The sequence below is a fragment of the Klebsiella sp. CB_Kp196 genome, from assembly GCF_040061575.1.
Lineage (GTDB): Bacteria > Pseudomonadota > Gammaproteobacteria > Enterobacterales > Enterobacteriaceae > Klebsiella > Klebsiella michiganensis.
Window position 1 is genome coordinate 27,708 of the sequence record NZ_JBEAFH010000044.1, and the last position, 18,080, is coordinate 45,787.

Genomic DNA, 18,080 nt, shown 5'->3' on the forward strand with positions numbered 1-18,080 from the left:
CCTTTAATTAATCGACGTTCAGCGCGTCATTGACCAGATCTTGTTGCTGTTTCTGGTGAACGGACAGGTATCCTACCGCCGGAGAGGCGGAGGCCGGGCGGCCTGCATAACGCAGAGAGGCCCCAAACGGAATCACTTCACGGAAGTGATGCTGGCTGCAGTACCACGCGCCCTGGTTGAGCGGTTCTTCCTGACACCAGACAAAATCATGCACGTGCGCATACGGTTTCAGCGCTTCCTGTACCGCCTGGTGCGGGAACGGGTAGAGCTGCTCTATGCGAACGATAGCGACATCTTTTTGCTCTTTCTTGCGGCGCTGTTCCAGCAGGTCGTAATAAACCTTACCAGAGCACAGCACAACACGCTTCACGGCTTTCGGGTCGAGATCGTCGATTTCACCAATTGCCGGCTGGAAGGTGCCGTTAGCCAGTTCGTCCATGCTCGATACCGCCAGCGGGTGACGCAGCAGCGATTTCGGCGACATCACAATTAGCGGGCGACGCATACCGCGCAGCGCCTGACGACGCAGCATATGGTAAACCTGCGCCGGCGTGGACGGTACGCAAACCTGCATGTTCTGCTCGGCGCAGAGCTGCAGATAGCGTTCCAGACGCGCGGAGGAGTGCTCCGGCCCCTGGCCTTCGTAGCCGTGCGGCAGCAGCATCACCAGACCGCACATACGGCCCCACTTCTGCTCGCCGGAGCTGATGAACTGGTCGATAACCACCTGCGCGCCGTTGGCGAAGTCGCCGAACTGCGCTTCCCAGATGGTCAGAGTACGCGGCTCTGCGGTGGCATAGCCGTATTCAAACGCCAGGACCGCTTCTTCCGACAGCACGGAGTCCCAGACTTTAAAATGGCCCTGACCGTTGTGGACGTGCTGCAGCGGCGTATAGGTTGAACCATTTTTCTGGTTATGGATCACCGCGTGGCGGTGGAAGAAGGTCCCGCGCCCGGAGTCTTCGCCGGACAGACGCACCGAAATACCTTCATCGACCAGCGTGGCGTAGGCGAGGTTTTCCGCGCCGCCCCAGTCGAACAGCTTCTCGCCGGCGGCCATTGCCTGACGATCGCCATAGATTTTCGCGACGCGCGACTGCATCTCAACGGCTTCCGGCACCGTACTGATGCGTTTCGCCAGCTCCTGCAGACGCTTAGGTTCAACTTTGTCCGGATAGCTCTCATCCCACTCGTGGTTGAGGTATGGGGACCAGGTAAAGGAGTGCATGTTCATCGGACGCCACTCCTGCACCACGCATTCGCCGGCATCCAGCGCGTCGCGGTAGAGGTTAACCTGCTCGGTAGCGTCTTCCAGCGTCGCGACCTTATCGGCTTCCAGCTTGTCAGCGTAGATTTTGCGCGGGGTCGGATGCTTTTTGATTTTCTGATACATCAGCGGCTGGGTTGCGCTCGGCTCGTCGGCTTCGTTGTGGCCGTGACGGCGGTAGCAAACCAGGTCGATGAAGACATCGCGTTTGAAGGTATTACGGAAATCCAGCGCCAGGCGGGTCACGAAAGCGACCGCTTCCGGGTCATCGGCGTTGACGTGGAAAATCGGCGACTGCACCATCTTACCGATGTCGGTGCAGTACGGGGTAGAACGCGCATCCAGCGGGTTAGACGTGGTGAATCCCACCTGGTTGTTAATCACGATGCGTACGGTACCGCCCACTTCGTAACCGCGCGCTTTGGACATGTTCAGGGTTTCCTGAACCACGCCCTGGCCGGTGACCGCGGCGTCGCCGTGAATGGTGATCGGCAGAACTTTGTTGCTGCTCGGTTCGTCGAGACGATCGAGGCGAGCGCGTACGGAGCCGATAACCACCGGGCTGACGATTTCCAGGTGCGACGGGTTAAACGCCAGCGCCAGGTGCACCAGGCCGCCTTCGGTTTCCATGTCGGACGAGAAGCCCATGTGGTACTTCACGTCACCGGTACCGAGGTGTTCTTTATGTTTACCGGCAAATTCGTCGAACAGGTCCTGCGGTTTTTTACCCAGCACGTTGACCAGTACGTTCAGACGACCGCGGTGCGCCATGCCCAGCACCACTTCGCGGGTGCCGCTCTTACCCGCGTGGCGGATAATCTCTTTGAGCATCGGGATCAGCGCATCGCCGCCTTCCAGCGAGAAGCGTTTTGCGCCCGGGAATTTCGCCCCGAGGTAGCGTTCGAGGCCTTCCGCCGCGGTCAGCTCGCTCAGGAAGCGTTTTTTCTCTTCGGCGCTAAAGCTCGCTTTGCCTGCTACCGACTCGATACGCTGCTGGATCCAGCGTTTTTCTTCGGTAGAAGTAATGTGCATATATTCCGCGCCGATGGAGCCGCAATAGGTTTGCTTCAGGGCAGAGATCAGATCGCCCAGCTTCATCGTGTCTTTACCGATGGCAAAAGAACCTACGTTATAGATCTCCTGGAAATCGGCCTCGGTCAGATCGTGGTATGCCGGATCGAGATCCGCCACTCTCTCTTGCTGCCACAGTCCCAGCGGATCGAGATTCGCATGCTGGTGACCGCGGAAGCGGTATGCGTTGATGAGCTGCAGGACTTTAACCTGCTTCACATTGGTGTCAGGGTCGGAAATCGAAGAAGTGTAACGCGAGGCATCCTTCGCCAGGCGGCGGAAATAATCACGCGTTTTGGAATGAAATTGATCCGGTTTGACTCCGGTGCCAGGTAACTGCTGGAACATAGAACGCCAGTTGGCGTCAACAGAGTCAGGATCGGTTAAGAAGTCTTCATAGAGCTGTTCTATCCAGCTCTGGTTCGAACCAGAGAGGTAAGAAGAGTCCAGCCAGGCTTTCATTGCGCCGTTCTGCATCGTGATCCCTTAAGCATTTATATGCTTATTTCGCCGTAGAAACTACCACGCACAGAAGTTGTACGTGCCGGGGTTCACTTGTTGCGGATGAGTTGTGGTTTCGTCCGCTAAGGAACCTTTAAAAACTGCCATTAATCTTCGGCGTTCAGGCTGCGGTTGCGTTAGCTGCCTTCACTTACCCCGGTCACATAGTTCACTATGCTCCCGGAGATGCGTTCAGTTGCCGCCTTACCTCGCTCTGAACGCCTTGATTACTGGTACATATTTGGCGGTTTTTAAAGATTTCCTGCTATCCCCTTCATACTTCAAGTTACATGTGCGTTGGCTTTCCTCACTCACCCCAGTCACTTACTTGAGTAAGCTCCTGAGGATTCGCTGCGTCGCCGCCGTCCTGTAACTCGAATTATTTAGGGTATTCATTTCCCGGCGGCACGAACGCTGCCGGGGCTACTGCTTTTGGTAGCCCGGATAAGCGCTAGCGCCATCCGGGGCAGACCGGGTTACTTACGCACTGCGCTGCAGCAGCATCGACTTAATATGGCCGATGGCGCGCGTCGGGTTCAGCCCCTTAGGACACACACTGACGCAGTTCATAATGCTGTGACAGCGGAATACGCTGAAAGCATCGCTCAGCCCTTCGAGGCGCTCGCTGGTTTCGGTATCGCGACTGTCGATCAGGAAGCGATACGCGGCCAGCAGGCCGGCCGGGCCGATAAACTTGTCCGGGTTCCACCAGAACGACGGGCAAGACGTTGAACAACATGCGCAGAGAATACACTCGTACAAACCATCGAGTTTCTCACGCTGCTCTGGCGACTGCAGATGCTCGCGAGCCGGAGGATTTTGCCCATTATTCAACAAGTAAGGCTTAATCTTCTCATATTGTGCATAGAATTGCCCCATGTCTACCACCAAATCACGGATAACCGGTAATCCTGGCAGCGGACGGATAACAATTTTCTTACCCGGCTGATTCAGCGCGGAGATCGGCGTGATGCACGCCAGACCATTTTTCCCGTTCATGTTCAGACCGTCGGAGCCACAAACCCCTTCACGGCAGGAGCGGCGGAACGACAGCGACGGGTCTTTCTCTTTCAGCTGGATTAACGCGTCCAGCAGCATCATGTCGCGACCCTCTTCCGCTTCCAGGGTGTAATCCTGCATGCGCGGAGCATCGTCTACGTCCGGGTTATAACGATAAACTGAAAACTCGAGTTTCATATTCCTGTCTCCGCATTAATAAGTACGAATCTTCGGCGGGAATGCCGGACGCAGCTTCGGTTCCATATTGACGCTACGACGCGTCATGGATTCCGACTCTGGCAGATACAGGGAATGGCACAGCCAGTTTTCATCATCACGATCCGGGAAGTCGAAGCGGCTATGCGCGCCGCGGCTTTCGGTACGGTAGTTCGCAGACATCGCGGTGGCGTAAGCGGTTTCCATCAGGTTATCCAGCTCCAGGCACTCAACGCGCTGGGTGTTGAACTCGCTGGAAGTATCATCCAGGCGGGCGTTTTTCAGACGCTCGCGGATGGCTTTCAGCTGCTCAAGGCCCTTCGCCATTGCATCCCCTTCGCGGAAGACCGAGAAGTTATGCTGCATACACTCTTGCAGCGCTTTGCGGATTTCGACCGGGTCTTCACCATTCCGGTTGCCGTTCCAGCGGTTCAAACGTTCCAGAGAAGCGTCGATCTCTTCATCCGTCGCGTCGCGCAGTACGCCCTGCTCGGCGATAGACTCTTGCAGGTGCAGACCCACCGCGCGGCCAAAGACCACCAGGTCAAGCAGCGAGTTGCCGCCCAGACGGTTCGCGCCGTGTACCGATACGCAGGCGATTTCGCCTACCGCGAACAGTCCCGGAATAACCACATCTTCACCCTGCTCGTTGACGGTCAGCGCCTGTCCGCTCACTTTGGTCGGAATACCGCCCATCATATAGTGGCAGGTTGGGATAACCGGAATCGGCTCTTTTACCGGGTCGACGTGGGCAAAGGTGCGGGAGAGCTCCAGGATACCCGGCAGGCGGGATTCCAGCACTTCTTTACCGAGGTGATCGAGCTTCAGCTTGGCGTGCGGGCCCCACGGACCATCGCAGCCGCGACCTTCACGGATTTCGATCATGATGGAACGCGCCACCACGTCGCGACCCGCCAGGTCTTTCGCATTCGGGGCATAACGTTCCATGAAACGTTCGCCGTGTTTGTTCAGCAGGTAGCCGCCTTCACCGCGGCAGCCTTCTGTCACCAGAACGCCCGCCCCGGCGATACCGGTCGGGTGGAACTGCCACATTTCCATATCCTGCACCGGCACGCCGGCGCGGATCGCCATACCAACGCCGTCGCCGGTATTGATATGGGCATTGGTGGTGGACTGGTAGATACGACCGGCGCCGCCGGTAGCCAGCACGGTGGCGCGAGCCTTGAAGTAAACCACTTCACCGGTTTCGATACACAGGGCGGTACAACCGACCACCGCGCCATCGGCGTTTTTCACCAGATCCAGCGCGTACCACTCGGAGAAAATAGTGGTGTGATTTTTCAGGTTCTGTTGATAGAGAGTGTGCAGCAGCGCGTGACCGGTACGGTCAGCCGCCGCAGCGGTACGTGCCGCCTGCTCGCCGCCGAAGTTTTTCGACTGGCCGCCGAACGGACGCTGATAAATCGTGCCATTTTCGAGACGCGAGAACGGCAGACCCATATGATCCAGCTCCAGAATCGCTTCCGGGCCGGTTTTACACATGTATTCGATGGCGTCCTGATCGCCAATGTAGTCCGACCCCTTAACGGTGTCGTACATATGCCATTCCCAGTTATCTTCATGAGTATTACCGAGCGCGACGGTGATACCACCCTGCGCAGAAACGGTATGGGAACGGGTCGGAAAAACTTTAGAGAGCAGCGCACAGGTCTGGCCGCTCTGGGAAATCTGCAGCGCCGCGCGCATACCTGCGCCGCCGGCACCAATGACAACAGCATCAAATTCTCTGACAGGCAATTTCATTACACACCCCACACCACAACAAATCCATAAAGAACGTAAGCCACCAGCGCAACAACGATCAGCAGTTGCAGAATTAAGCGCACGGCCAGTGGTTTAACGTAGTCCGTTAATACCTGCCACATCCCGATCCAGGCGTGGATCAGAATGGAAACGAGAGCCAGCAGGGTGAAGACTTTAGTGAACGCGGAGGAGAAAAAGCCCGTCCAGACTTCCCATGAAATTTCACCGGTGGTGGCAAAGAAGCCAACCATATAGATGATGTAGAGGGTCAGAACGATAGCGGTAGCACGGACCAGAATAAAGTCATGTACGCCGTTGCGTCCTAGTGCTGAGGCGTTGCTTACCATACGAGGACTCCTGCGAGAAGTGAAAGCACGACAGTAATAACAAAAGAAATTTTGGCGGAGCGTGTCCCTACTTCGAGGGTTTCTTCAAGGTAGCCAAAATCCATCAGCAGGTGGCGAATACCGACCACCGCGTGATACGCCAGCGCGGTCAGGATGCCCCACATGATGAACTTCACAAAGAAGCTATCCATAATGGATGCCGCAGTGAGAAAACCTTCGGGAGAGGAAAGGCTGGTGCCCAGCAGCCAAAGCAGAATCCCGATCGCCACGAAGGTGATCACTCCGGATACGCGATGGAGAATGGACGCTATCGCCGTGATTGGGAACCGGATCGTTTGCAGATCCAGATTGACAGGTCTTTGTTTTTTCACATTTCTTACCATGAATAACGCCCACATGCTGTTCTTATTGTTTCCTTCCTCCGGTCTGCTTGCGGGTCAGACAGCGTCCTTATCTATAACTAAAAGTCATGTTAAAACGCCTTTCCAGGAGTTAAAGCGTGACAAAATAACGCTGGGTGGCTCGGGATTGCAGGGTGTTCCGGAGACCTGGCGGCAGTATAGGCCGTTCACAAAATCATTACAATTAACCTACATATAGTTTGTCGGGTTTTCTCCCGAACAGTGATCCATGTCACGATAACAACATATTTTTAATTTTTAATCATCTTATTTGACAAATATTAAACATTATTGTTACAACCATTACCAGATAAATGCAATAATACGCAAAAGTTATGGGGTCACTCTTTTACCTGAGAATAAGTTATGCAACAGTGAGAGAGTATTGACCGATGTAATCAGGACAGTTATTAGTGGTATATAGTTTTATAATATTCGGGCTGCTAAAACGCTGATTTGCTGTTGTTTCGTCGTAGGCTGAAGACGTACCATCAAGCGCCCTTGCTCTGTACCCTGCCCTTTTCGCGACGCAGAGCGATGTGCAACATAACAAACTGGTAATGTCATCTGCTACGGGCTGAATGCAAATCCACCACCCGGCAGCCTTAAGCAATAAAGGCGCTAAGGAGACCATAAATGTCTGATGCTAAAGCAAAAATCACCCTGGGTGGTGATACTGCTATCGAACTGGATGTGCTAAAGGGCACGCTCGGTCAGGATGTTATTGATATTCGTAGTCTTGGTTCAAAAGGCGTGTTTACTTTTGACCCTGGTTTTACCTCCACCGCATCCTGCGAATCTAAAATCACCTTTATCGACGGTGATGAAGGTATCCTGCTGCACCGCGGTTTCCCGATCGATCAGTTAGCAACCGACTCCAACTATCTGGAAGTATGCTACATCCTGCTGAACGGTGAGAAGCCGACCCAGGCCCAGTACGACGAATTCAAAACCATCGTTACCCGCCACACCATGATTCACGAACAGATTACCCGTCTGTTCCACGCGTTCCGCCGCGATTCTCACCCGATGGCCGTCATGTGCGGTATCACCGGTGCGCTGGCCGCGTTCTATCACGATTCGCTGGATGTGAATAACCCACGCCACCGCGATATCGCCGCATTCCGCCTGCTCTCCAAAATGCCGACGATGGCGGCAATGTGTTACAAGTACTCTATCGGCCAGCCTTTCGTTTATCCGCGCAACGACCTCTCCTACGCGGGTAACTTCCTGAATATGATGTTCTCCACGCCGTGTGAAAAATATGAAGTGAATCCGATTCTGGAACGCGCCATGGACCGTATCCTGATCCTGCACGCCGACCACGAACAGAACGCTTCAACGTCCACCGTACGTACCGCCGGCTCTTCCGGCGCGAACCCGTTTGCCTGCATCGCTGCGGGTATTGCCTCCCTGTGGGGACCGGCACACGGCGGCGCCAACGAAGCGGCGCTGAAGATGCTCGAAGAGATCAGCTCCGTTGAACACATTCCGGAATTCGTCCGTCGCGCGAAAGACAAAAACGACTCTTTCCGCCTGATGGGCTTTGGCCACCGCGTGTACAAAAATTACGACCCGCGCGCCACCGTTATGCGTGAGACCTGCCACGAAGTGCTGAAAGAGCTCGGTACCAAAGACGATCTGCTGGAAGTGGCCATGGAGCTTGAGCACATCGCGCTCAACGACCCGTACTTCATCGAGAAGAAACTCTACCCGAACGTCGATTTCTACTCCGGTATCATCCTCAAAGCGATGGGCATTCCGTCTTCTATGTTTACCGTTATCTTCGCGATGGCGCGTACCGTGGGCTGGATTGCGCACTGGAACGAAATGCACAGCGACGGCATGAAAATCGCCCGTCCGCGCCAGCTGTATACCGGCTACGAAAAGCGCGATTTCAAAAACGATATCGCCCGTTAAGAAGGCTATCGCAGCGACAAAAAACGCGCCTGAAGGCGCGTTTTTTTATTGCTGACATCCCGGGCACCAGTAAAACGGCCGCGACGATAGCATCGTTCTCTCGATTATTCCGCCGCAGCGCTCGCAGGCCTCCCCTTCGCGATGAAAAACCTTAAAGCGAAACAGCGCGCCGTGGTGCTTATTCTCGTCCACCAGACCGCGGGTGTTGTAGGACAAGCGCGGGATCTCCAGCAGCGCATGCGCCAGCGCATCAAGCTGTTTTTCATCCAGTTCAGAGGCTTTATGCCGCCCGGTCAGCCCCACCTGCCAGAGGATCTCCACGCGCAGATAGTTGCCTAATCCGGCAAGAAACGCCTGATCCAGCAGCAGACCGGAGAACTGGCGGTTGCGGAATTTCGCCGACAGCAGCCGCGCTTTGACCTGTTCAACGCTAAGGCGCATATCGAGCACATCCGGCCCGACCCGCAGCAAAAACGGATGGCGGGCGAGCTGCTCGGGCGTCAGCATCTCAATATCAGAGGCGCTGTAGAGCAAAATCGCCCTGCGCGCGGTCTGCAGCCGAACGCGCAGAACGCGCGTCGTTTCAGGCTGCTCCCCCGCGTCCACCACTCGCCAGACGCCGTACAGCTGATTGTGGCTATACAGCGTTAGCCCGCCGGAGAAGTGGGTCAGCAGCGCCTTACCGCGAGTTTCAATGTGCGTCACTCGCTGGCCGACCAGCTGAGATTGGTAATGTTGTAACTGCGGGAAGGCGAACCACGCCCCGGTCAGGGGTTCGCCTTTAATCGCCGCTTCCAGGCTATCCGCCGCGCGGCGAATTTCCGGACCTTCCGGCATAATCTTGTCCTTGTGTTAATGCGTTGCCCCACCGCCGACTTTCACATCGCCATCCTGCTGCAGGGCAACGGCGATGGCCGTCTCCAGCGCGGCCTGCACCGTCTCTACCGCCATACTGGCTTCGCCGGGGTGAGCCGCGGCCTGCTCCGGCAAATACGGAATATGGATAAACCCGCCCTTCGCGCCGCTGCGATGACGCAGGCTGTGCAGCAGGCCGTACATCACGTGATTACAGACAAACGTCCCCGCCGTCTGCGACACCGACGCCGGGATCCCCCGGCTGCGCAGGGCGGTTACGATCGCTTTGATCGGCAGCGTGCTGAAGTACGCCGCCGGCCCGCCGGCAGCGATCGGTACGTCGATCGGCTGCAGGCCTTTATTATCAGGGATCCGCGCATCATCGACGTTGATCGCCACCCGTTCAACGGTGATGTCGACGCGACCGCCCGCCTGGCCAATCGCCAGGGTCAGGACGGGATCCAGCTCATCCAGCGCGGCGTTCAGCGCCGTCAGGGCGTCGCCAAAGACGCACGGCAGCTGCCGCGCCGCCACCGGCTGTCCGCCGATAATAGCGCCATCCAGCCGCTTTACCACTTCCCACGAAGGGTTAACCGCTTCGCCGCCGAACGGCTCAAAACCGGTAATTAACACGCCAGCCATGATCCCTCCTTACAGGAACATCAGGAAATAGAGCAAAAATACGTTCACGATAAGCAGCATAACGCCGGTCGGCACCTGGGCTTTTATGACCGCGTTTTTATCCGGCAGCTCCAGCAGCGCGGCAGGCACGATATTGAAGTTCGCCGCCATGGGCGTCATCAGGGTACCGCAGTAGCCGGAGAACATGCCAATGGCCGCCATCACCGCCGGGTTCCCCCCGTGCTGCAGCACCAGAATCGGGATCCCGACTCCCGCCGTCACGATAGGAAACGCGGCGAAAGCGTTGCCCATCACCATCGTCAGCAGCGCCATTCCCAGGGTATAGACGGCAACGGCGATAAACCGGCTGTCTACCGCCAGGTAGTGCTGCGTCAGCAGGGAGATGCTGTTGCCAACGCCGGCGGCGGTAAACAGCAGCCCGAGCACCGCGAGGATCTGCGGCAAAATAAACGCCCAGCCCACCGAATCCAGCAGGCGGCGGGCTTCCTGTAACGGCTGCGCCGCCGTTTCATGGGTCATGCGGATAGCCATCACCAGACCGAGCAGCGTGCCCGCGGTCATCGAAAACAGCGTGATCAGCGTGGCGTGATTGCCCGGGCCAAAGATAGCGACCTGCAGCGAGGGGAGATTATTAAACAGCAGCACGCCGATCACCGTCACCACCGGGATCGCCAGCGCCGGGAAAAACAGCCGGTTGCCAAGACGCGCGGCGCTGGCGGTACGTTCTTCCTGCGAGCGCTGATGATAGCGACCGAGGCGCACGCCGCCAAAACCGGCGATCAGCGCCAGCACCACCACCACCACGCCAACGCCGATATTAACGGCCCGCTTGTCGCCGACCAGCTCATAGGTCCAGTCGCCAAACAGAAACACCAGGCCATAGAGCCCCCAGAACAGGCCGGTTGTCAGCCTGCGCGGGTTGGCCTTATCGCGCCATGACATCACCGCCACCACCAGCAGAACCGCGCCCGCCAGCCAGTACAGCCAGGTTTGCTGAAAATTCATGCGGCACCGCCTTTCGCCTGCCCGGCGTTAACCTTGTCCAGCTCGCGCTGGAGATGGCGGTCGAGGCGCCACAGGCGGGCGGAGTGGATCAGGAAGGCGCAGACCGCCGTTGGGATCCCCCACAGGGCGATATGCAGCGGCTCGGTCTGAATGCCGCCCGACTCCAGCATAAAGTTATGCATAAAGATAATCGCCCCGAAGGCGACGAAAATATCTTCCCCGAAGAACAGGCCCACGTTGTCGGTCGCCGCCGACATCGCGCGCAGACGATAGCGCACCTCGCCGGGCAAGGCGCCGAAGTTTTTCTCCGCCGCCCCTTCCGCCATCGGCGCCAGCAGCGGGCGCACCATCTGCGGATGACCACCCAGGCTAGTGAGGCCCATCGCCGCGGTCACTTCACGAACGAACAGATAGACGATAAGCAGACGACCGGCGGTGGCGCTGCGGATCTTCGCGATCCACGTCTGCGCGCGCTCTTTCAGACCGTGCCGCTCCAGCAGGCCAATCACCGCCAGCGGCAGCAGCAGAATAAACGGCAGGTTGCGGGTATTAAGAAATCCTTCTCCAAGCTTTTCCAGAATGGTCGCGATCGGCATATGCGCCGTCAGACCCGTGATGATCCCGGACACAATAACCACCAGTACCGGGTTAAAACGCAGAACAAATCCGACCACGATCGCAGCAATGCCGATCAGTGGCCAGAGAGATAATGACTCTCCCATAGTTACATCCTGTATGTTGTTGTGAATTGTTGTCTAATGTTAATTGCTTGATAATATTGTTTTTATTCTTCTACTTCCGCACTGACCTGTATATTGCGCCCGGCAAACGCCGCGCGCAAGCGGCGCGCAAAATCCAGCGCGTGCTCGCCGTCGCCGTGCAGGCAGACGGTTTCCGCCACCACGTGCGCCCATTCGCCGGTGATGCTGCGTACCCGGCTGTGCTGCACCATTTCCAGGGTTTGCGCCAGCGACTGCTCTTCGCTCTCGATCAGCGCGCCGGGCTGGGTGCGCGGCACCAGGCTGCCGTCCGCCAGATAGCCGCGGTCGGCGAAGACCTCCTGGCGGGTGGTCAGCTGATAACGCTGCCCGGCGCGAATCAGCTCGCTGCCCGCCAGGCCTACCAGCACCAGACCCGCGTCAACGTCATATACCGCTTTGGCGATAGCGTCAGCAAGCTGCGGATCTTTTGCCGCCTGGTTATAAAGCATGCCGTGCGGCTTGACGTGCTGCAGCTCGCCGCCCTGCGCGCGCACCAGCGCCGCCAGCGCGCCGACCTGATACAGCGTTTGCGCATAAACCGTTTCCGGCGGCAGCTGCATCGCCGTACGGCCAAAATTTTCCCGGTCAGGGAAGCTGGGATGCGCGCCCACCGCGACGCCATATTTTAGCGCTTCGCGGACGCACTGCAGCATCATCACCGCATCGCCCGCATGGAAACCGCAGGCGATATTGGCAGAAGAGACCAGCTGCAGCAGCGCGCTATCGTTGGCGCAGCCTTCGCCCAGGTCGGCGTTTAAATCAATCTTCATCGTTCAGTCTCCATGCCAGCTGTTCAAAATAACGTTGTCTGTCGGCGCGCGCCTTCAGCGCCTCCTCCAGGGAGCAGGGAACAAAGTGGATCGGCTGTCCCAGCGGGATCTGCGCCAGCTGGTACATATCAGCCTCGATAATGGTCGCAATCCGCGGATAGCCGCCGGTGGTCTGCGCGTCGTTCATCAGTACGATGGGCTGGCCATTATGCGGAACCTGTACCACGCCGGGCAGCAGGCCGTGCGAAAGCATCTCGCGGTCGGTCGTCCGCTTCAGCGGTTGCCCCTGCAGACGATAGCCCATACGATTGCTCTGCGGGCTAAGCTGCCACGGCGAGCGCCAGAACGTGTCCTGCGACACGCTATCAAACTCCTGGTACTCGGGCCCGGGCAGCGCGCGGATGCGGTTGCCGATGGGGAGCTGCTTCACGCCGCGTGGCCCGCGGAACTGCTTATCCGATTTCCCCAGCTTCAGCCGGTCTCCGTCCCGCAAACGTCGACCTTCCAGACCGCCAATCCCCACTTTCAGATCGGTGCTGCGCGAACCCAGCACCTTCGGCACCGCAATCCCCCCCGCCACCGCCAGGTAGCTGCGCACGCCGTGCTGCGGGTTCTTGAGCACCAGATGCTGCCCGGCCTTGACCGCCGTTCGCCAGCCCACCCATACCGGCTCGCCATCGAGCTTCGCCTCGCAGGCGGCGCCGGTCAGCGCAAACCAGCCGCTGCGTTCAAACTGAATATCTACCTGGCCCAGCGTTATCTCCAGCGCCGCGGCGTTAGCGCCGTTACCCACCAGCAGATTAGCGGTGACCAGCGCCGGCTTATCCATAGCGCCACAGCGGCTGATGCCCAGCTGACGCAGCCCTTCACGCCCGCCGTCCTGCACCGAGGTATACATTCCGGCGCGGATAATTTTTAACATACGCCCTCCTTTTGCGGCACGAAACGCACTCTGTCGCCGGAACGCAGCAGCACCGGCTCCTTGCGCTTCGGATCAAACAGCGCCAGCGGCGTACGCCCCAGCAGCTGCCATCCCCCCGGCGTCGCCAGCGGATAGATCCCGGTTTGCGCCCCGCCAATACCGACGGACCCGGCGGGAACCAGCAGGCGCGGCTCCGCCCGTCGCGGCATCGCCAGCTGATCCGGCAGGCCGCCGAAGTACGGGAACCCCGGCTGGAAGCCGAGGAACCACACCACGTACTCCACCGACGAATGCAGCTCAACCACCTGCTTTTCGCTCAGGCCGCTGTGGCGGGCAATTTCTCCCAGATCCGGTCCGTATTCGCCGCCATAAACTACCGGGACCGAGACCTCCCGCGATTCCGGTTCGAGCGTATCGCACTCCTCCCACCAGAGCTGCAGGCGCTCAATCGCGTCCCACGCCGTCTGCTGCGGGTTGCGCAATATCACGGTAATGTTGTTCATGCCCGGGATGGCTTCCACCACCTCGGTATGGCCTACCAGCCGCTGGGTTAACCGCCAGATCCGCTTCTGGCTTTCCAGCGTCACCGGAGGCTCAAGCTCCAGTACGACTGCCGTTTCACCTAATAAATAACAACGCGCTCGCTGCACTTTTGCCTCCGTTCATCAGGCCGGGTTCGGGATATCAATAAACGTGACGTCCAGTTCGGTATTTTCCGTCAGCCATTCGCTTAACGCGCGAATGCCGCCGCGCTCGGTGGCATGGTGCCCGGCGGCGTAGAAATGCAGCCCCTGCTCGCGCGCCGAGTGTATGGTTTGCTCTGAAACTTCACCGGTAATAAACGCATCGACGCCAAAGCGGGCCGCGCTGTCGATAAAGCTTTGCCCACCGCCGGTGCACCAGGCCACGCGGGCGACTTTATCCGGCCCGGTGTCGCCGCACCACAGCGGTTTGCGACCCAGCCGCGCTTCAATCCATGAAGCCAGCTCCAGGCCCGATACCGCCATCGACAGTTCGCCCCACGGTACCAGCGGTTCAATTTCCCCCATCACATTGATGCCGAGCAGCGACGCCAGCTGAGCGTTATTGCCCAGTTCCGGGTGAGCGTCGAGCGGCAGGTGCCAGCCATAGAGGTTAATGTCGTTAGCCAGCAGCGTTTTGAGGCGATTGCGCTTCATGCCGCGGATGACCGGCGATTCGCCTTTCCAGAAGTAGCCGTGATGGACGATCACCGCATCGGCCTCCAGGCGGACGGCTTCATCCAGCAGCGCCTGGCTGGCGGTCACGCCGGTGACGACTTTTTGTATCGTTTCGCGCCCTTCCACCTGGAGTCCGTTGGGGGCGTAATCACTGATGGCCGCGCTATTGAGTTTTTCATTAATCAGTTGTTCCAGTTCACTATTTTTCATTGCCGTTCCACCAGGTCATCGTTCTATGCAGAGGAATAACATAACGGTATCCGTCCGGTCAGTCGATAGTTCTGCCGCTTCGCCGTCCATTTTGACTTTTCACGAAATCCCGCAATTTGTCTACTCCCTCGTTCGCGCATTCGTGTATATTTATGCACTATTACAGCATATTAAATAACCAGAAAGCCCATAAGGCCATGAATATCGCTAGTTAATGGCTATTCATGCAGAAAGATCGACTTTCTTTTTTACGGCAGGACAAGGCATTACATGAACACACAATCCTCACAGCCGCGGGCGATTTATTACGTCGTCGCGCTGCAAATCTGCGAATATTTCAGTTTTTACGGCATGCGCGCGCTGCTGATTCTTTATCTCACCAACCAGCTCAAGTATGACGATAATCATGCTTATGCGCTGTTCAGCGCCTACTGTTCTTTAGTCTACGTCACGCCGATTCTCGGCGGCTTCCTGGCCGATAAGCTGCTGGGCAACCGCATGGCGGTGATGCTCGGCGCGCTGCTGATGGCCATCGGCCATCTGGTGCTCGGCGCCAGCGAAATCGCCCCCACCTTCCTCTATCTGTCGCTGGCGATTATTGTCTGCGGCTACGGGCTGTTTAAATCCAACGTCAGCTGCCTGCTCGGCGAGCTGTATGAACCCACCGACCCGCGCCGCGACGGCGGTTTTTCGCTGATGTACGCGGCGGGTAACGTCGGGTCTATCGTTGCGCCAATCGCCTGCGGCTACGTGCAGGAAGAGTACAGCTGGGCGATGGGCTTCGCGCTGGCGGCCGTCGGCATGATCGCCGGGCTGGTGATTTTCCTCAGCGGCAATCACCATTTCCGCCACACCCGGGGCGTCAATCGCGAAGCGCTGCGGGCGCGGACTTTCGTCTTACCAAACTGGGGCTGGCTGCTGGTGCTGCTGATCGCCGCGCCGCTGCTGATCACCGTGCTGTTCTGGCAGGAGTGGTCGGTTTACGCGCTGATTGTGGCGACGGTTATCGGCCTGGCGGTACTGACGCGGATCTACCTGCGGGCGGAGACCGCCAGGCAGCGTAAAGAGCTGCGGCTGATTATGGTGCTCACCTGCTTCAGCCTGCTGTTCTGGGCCTTTGCGCAGCAGGGCGGCAGCTCCATCAGCCTCTATATCGACCGTTTTGTTAATCGCCATTTTATGGGCTATGAGATACCGACCGCGATGTTCCAGTCGGTGAACGCCTTTGCGGTGATGCTCTGTGGGGTGGTGCTGGCGTGGCTGGTGAAGGAGAATATTAACGGCAACCGTACCGTGCGCATCTGGGGCAAATTCGCGCTGGGCCTCGGCCTGATGAGCGCCGGTTTCTGTATCCTGACCCTCAGCGCACGCTGGTCGGCGGCTTACGGACAATCTTCAATGCCGCTGATGGTGCTGGGCCTGGCGGTGATGGGCTTCGCCGAGCTGTTTATCGACCCGGTGGCGATGTCGCAGATTACCCGTATTGAGATCCCCGGCGTGACCGGGGTGCTGACTGGTATTTATATGCTGCTCTCCGGCGCTATCGCTAACTATCTGGCAGGCGTGATTGCCGATCAAACCTCGCAGGGGTCGTTCGACGCCGCCGGGGCCGTCAACTACTCGATCAACGCCTACATTGAGGTGTTCAGCCAGATAACCTGGGGCGCGCTGGCCTGCGTCGGCCTGGTGCTGGCTATCTGGCTGTATCACGCCGTTAAGATCCGGACTCGTCGCCTGGCGATGGAGTCTTAAGCTCTCTGGCGGCTTCCCAGGCCGCCAGCGTCGCCAGCCGCGCCTGCTTGTGGTCAACAATCGGGCGCGGATAATCCAGCGTTACGCCCTGTTTCTCCGCCCACAGCCACGGTTGATGCACCGCTTTTTCAGGTACCCCGGCCAGCTCCGGCAGCCATTGACGAATAAACTGCCCCGCTTTGTCGAAGCGCTCTCCCTGGGTCGTCGGGTTAAAAATACGAAAATAGGGCGCGGCATCGGTACCCGTGGATGCCGCCCACTGCCAGCCGCCGTTATTCGCCGCCAGATCGCCATCAATAAGCTGTTCGATAAAGTAGCGCTCGCCCAGCCGCCAGTCGATGCGCAGGTCTTTCACCAGGAAACTGGCGACAATCATCCGCAGGCGGTTATGCATCCAGCCGGTCGCATTAAGCTGACGCATCGCGGCGTCGACAATCGGGAAGCCGGTTTGCCCGCGCTGCCAGGCCTGAAGCGCGGATTTATCGTCCAGCCACGCCACGTTATCGGTCCAGTCGATAAAAGGCCGCCCCTTACACAAGTTTGGGTAGTAAACCATCAGGTGACGATAAAACTCGCGCCAGATAAGCTCGTTGAGCCATACCGATCCGGCTTCGCCATCCAGCGCCCGCGGCTGCTCAACCCGCAAACGGTGCAGGCACTGGCGCGGTGAGAGCGCGCCCACCGCCAGGCACGGCGACAGTCGGCTGGTCCCCTCGATGGCGGGAAGATCGCGCTGCTGCTCATAGTCGGCGGCCTTTTGCTGGCAGAAGCCGCGAAGCCGGGCGATGGCGCTTTTTTCATCCGCGGCGAACAGCTCGCTATCAAATGGCGTCTGCGGATAATCTATTTTCACTTCAGTCGCCGCAGCGATGGGCCCGCCCGCGCGGACTTGCGGCGCGGCGACGCACTCCGGCAGCGCTTCCTGCAAACGGCGAATAAAGGCATTTTTAAACGGCGTGAAGACCTTATACATTTCACGACTGCCGGTCAGTACGCTGCCCGGCGGCAGCAGAACGCTGTCATCAAAGCCCTGACAGGTCACCTCCGCTAAGGTTTTCTCCACCGCCGCATCGCGCTGGCGTTCATTGATTTCGTACTGGTAGTTATAAAACAGATGGGTCACCTGCCGCTGCCGGCAAATGCTGGCGAGCAGCGCCACGCTGGCGGTGAAATCTGCGGCATGTTCAATCTGCAGCGGGATCCCCTTTTCGGCCAGCGCCGCTTGCAGGCTATGAAGGTGGCTGACCATAAACGCCGCCTGGCGCGGCGCCATACCGTGCTGGCGCCATTGCCCAGGCGTGGCGATAAATAATCCCAGCACCTCGGCATGGGGATCGCGGCAGGCGGCGGCGAGCGCCAGGTTATCGTGGATGCGCAAATCCGCGCGAAACCAGACCAGATGGGTGGCCATAGCATTCCTTTCATCATGAAAATTGATAAGTTCGACTTATATTTAACCCTCCCGCAGGCTTAACCTT

At 58.2% G+C, this 18,080-nt stretch carries 16 protein-coding genes; 2 read left to right on the forward strand and 14 right to left on the reverse strand.

Annotation, left to right across the window (positions count from 1 at the left end; genetic code table 11):
* Positions 1-7 precede the first annotated feature (7 nt).
* The 5 genes from sucA to sdhC form a co-directional block, all read right to left on the reverse strand.
* Entirely contained in the window at positions 8-2,815 is a 2,808-nt protein-coding gene (gene sucA / locus ABLU87_RS13250) for a 2-oxoglutarate dehydrogenase E1 component (RefSeq protein WP_004130528.1), read from the reverse strand.
* Between the two features lie 504 nt (positions 2,816-3,319).
* On the reverse strand, positions 3,320-4,036 hold the full coding sequence (sdhB, locus tag ABLU87_RS13255; protein ID WP_004130526.1) for a succinate dehydrogenase iron-sulfur subunit SdhB: 717 nt from the start codon (positions 4,034-4,036) through the stop codon (positions 3,320-3,322).
* 15 nt (positions 4,037-4,051) lie between these two features.
* Positions 4,052-5,818, reverse strand: coding sequence for a succinate dehydrogenase flavoprotein subunit (sdhA, locus tag ABLU87_RS13260; RefSeq protein WP_025106368.1), 1,767 nt, complete (start codon positions 5,816-5,818; stop codon positions 4,052-4,054).
* Positions 5,818-6,165 carry a succinate dehydrogenase membrane anchor subunit gene (sdhD, locus tag ABLU87_RS13265; protein WP_004100278.1) on the reverse strand — a complete coding sequence of 116 codons (348 nt, stop codon included), beginning with the start codon at positions 6,163-6,165 and terminating at the stop codon, positions 5,818-5,820. Before sdhD ends, sdhA begins: the two co-directional genes overlap by 1 nt.
* Positions 6,159-6,563 (reverse strand): succinate dehydrogenase cytochrome b556 subunit, encoded by a 405-nt coding sequence (gene sdhC / locus ABLU87_RS13270; RefSeq protein ID WP_014837839.1) that lies wholly within the window; start codon positions 6,561-6,563, stop codon positions 6,159-6,161. Before sdhC ends, sdhD begins: the two co-directional genes overlap by 7 nt.
* A gap of 639 nt (positions 6,564-7,202) precedes the next feature.
* Here sdhC and gltA point away from each other — a divergent pair.
* Positions 7,203-8,486 carry a citrate synthase gene (gene gltA, locus ABLU87_RS13275; protein WP_004100276.1) on the forward strand — a complete coding sequence of 428 codons (1,284 nt, stop codon included), beginning with the start codon at positions 7,203-7,205 and terminating at the stop codon, positions 8,484-8,486.
* Positions 8,487-8,531: 45 nt separating this feature from the next.
* Here gltA and nei read toward each other — a convergent pair whose 3' ends face one another.
* From nei to ABLU87_RS13315, 8 genes are all read right to left on the reverse strand, one after another.
* Positions 8,532-9,323, reverse strand: coding sequence for an endonuclease VIII (gene nei / locus ABLU87_RS13280; protein WP_025106369.1), 792 nt, complete (start codon positions 9,321-9,323; stop codon positions 8,532-8,534).
* A 15-nt stretch (positions 9,324-9,338) separates the two neighbouring features.
* Positions 9,339-9,983: a pyroglutamyl-peptidase I gene (gene pcp / locus ABLU87_RS13285; RefSeq protein WP_014228439.1), complete on the reverse strand. Its 645-nt coding sequence runs from the start codon at positions 9,981-9,983 to the stop codon at positions 9,339-9,341.
* 9 nt (positions 9,984-9,992) lie between these two features.
* Positions 9,993-10,988 (reverse strand): DUF979 domain-containing protein, encoded by a 996-nt coding sequence (locus tag ABLU87_RS13290; protein ID WP_025106370.1) that lies wholly within the window; start codon positions 10,986-10,988, stop codon positions 9,993-9,995.
* On the reverse strand, positions 10,985-11,710 hold the full coding sequence (locus ABLU87_RS13295; protein WP_004130515.1) for a DUF969 domain-containing protein: 726 nt from the start codon (positions 11,708-11,710) through the stop codon (positions 10,985-10,987). Before ABLU87_RS13295 ends, ABLU87_RS13290 begins: the two co-directional genes overlap by 4 nt.
* A 62-nt stretch (positions 11,711-11,772) precedes the next feature.
* Positions 11,773-12,519 (reverse strand): 5-oxoprolinase subunit PxpA, encoded by a 747-nt coding sequence (gene pxpA / locus ABLU87_RS13300; RefSeq protein ID WP_004848906.1) that lies wholly within the window; start codon positions 12,517-12,519, stop codon positions 11,773-11,775.
* Positions 12,509-13,441: a 5-oxoprolinase subunit PxpC gene (gene pxpC / locus ABLU87_RS13305; protein WP_122117763.1), complete on the reverse strand. Its 933-nt coding sequence runs from the start codon at positions 13,439-13,441 to the stop codon at positions 12,509-12,511. Before pxpC ends, pxpA begins: the two co-directional genes overlap by 11 nt.
* The gene (gene pxpB / locus ABLU87_RS13310) at positions 13,435-14,091 is read right to left on the reverse strand and encodes a 5-oxoprolinase subunit PxpB (protein ID WP_048261204.1); all 657 of its coding nucleotides are present in this window, start codon (positions 14,089-14,091) and stop codon (positions 13,435-13,437) included. Before pxpB ends, pxpC begins: the two co-directional genes overlap by 7 nt.
* Positions 14,092-14,106: 15 nt before the next feature.
* Positions 14,107-14,850, reverse strand: a complete 744-nt coding sequence (locus tag ABLU87_RS13315; RefSeq protein ID WP_014228436.1) for a type 2 GTP cyclohydrolase I — start codon at positions 14,848-14,850, stop codon at positions 14,107-14,109.
* A 270-nt stretch (positions 14,851-15,120) separates the two neighbouring features.
* On the opposite strand from ABLU87_RS13315, the gene dtpD reads away from it, so the two are divergent.
* A complete protein-coding gene (dtpD, locus tag ABLU87_RS13320) occupies positions 15,121-16,602 on the forward strand; it encodes a dipeptide permease DtpD (protein ID WP_348865955.1) in 1,482 nt (493 codons plus the stop codon).
* Here dtpD and phrB read toward each other — a convergent pair.
* Positions 16,565-18,013, reverse strand: coding sequence for a deoxyribodipyrimidine photo-lyase (phrB, locus tag ABLU87_RS13325; protein ID WP_122117764.1), 1,449 nt, complete (start codon positions 18,011-18,013; stop codon positions 16,565-16,567). The genes dtpD and phrB overlap by 38 nt on opposite strands.
* Between the last annotated feature and the right edge of the window lie 67 nt (positions 18,014-18,080).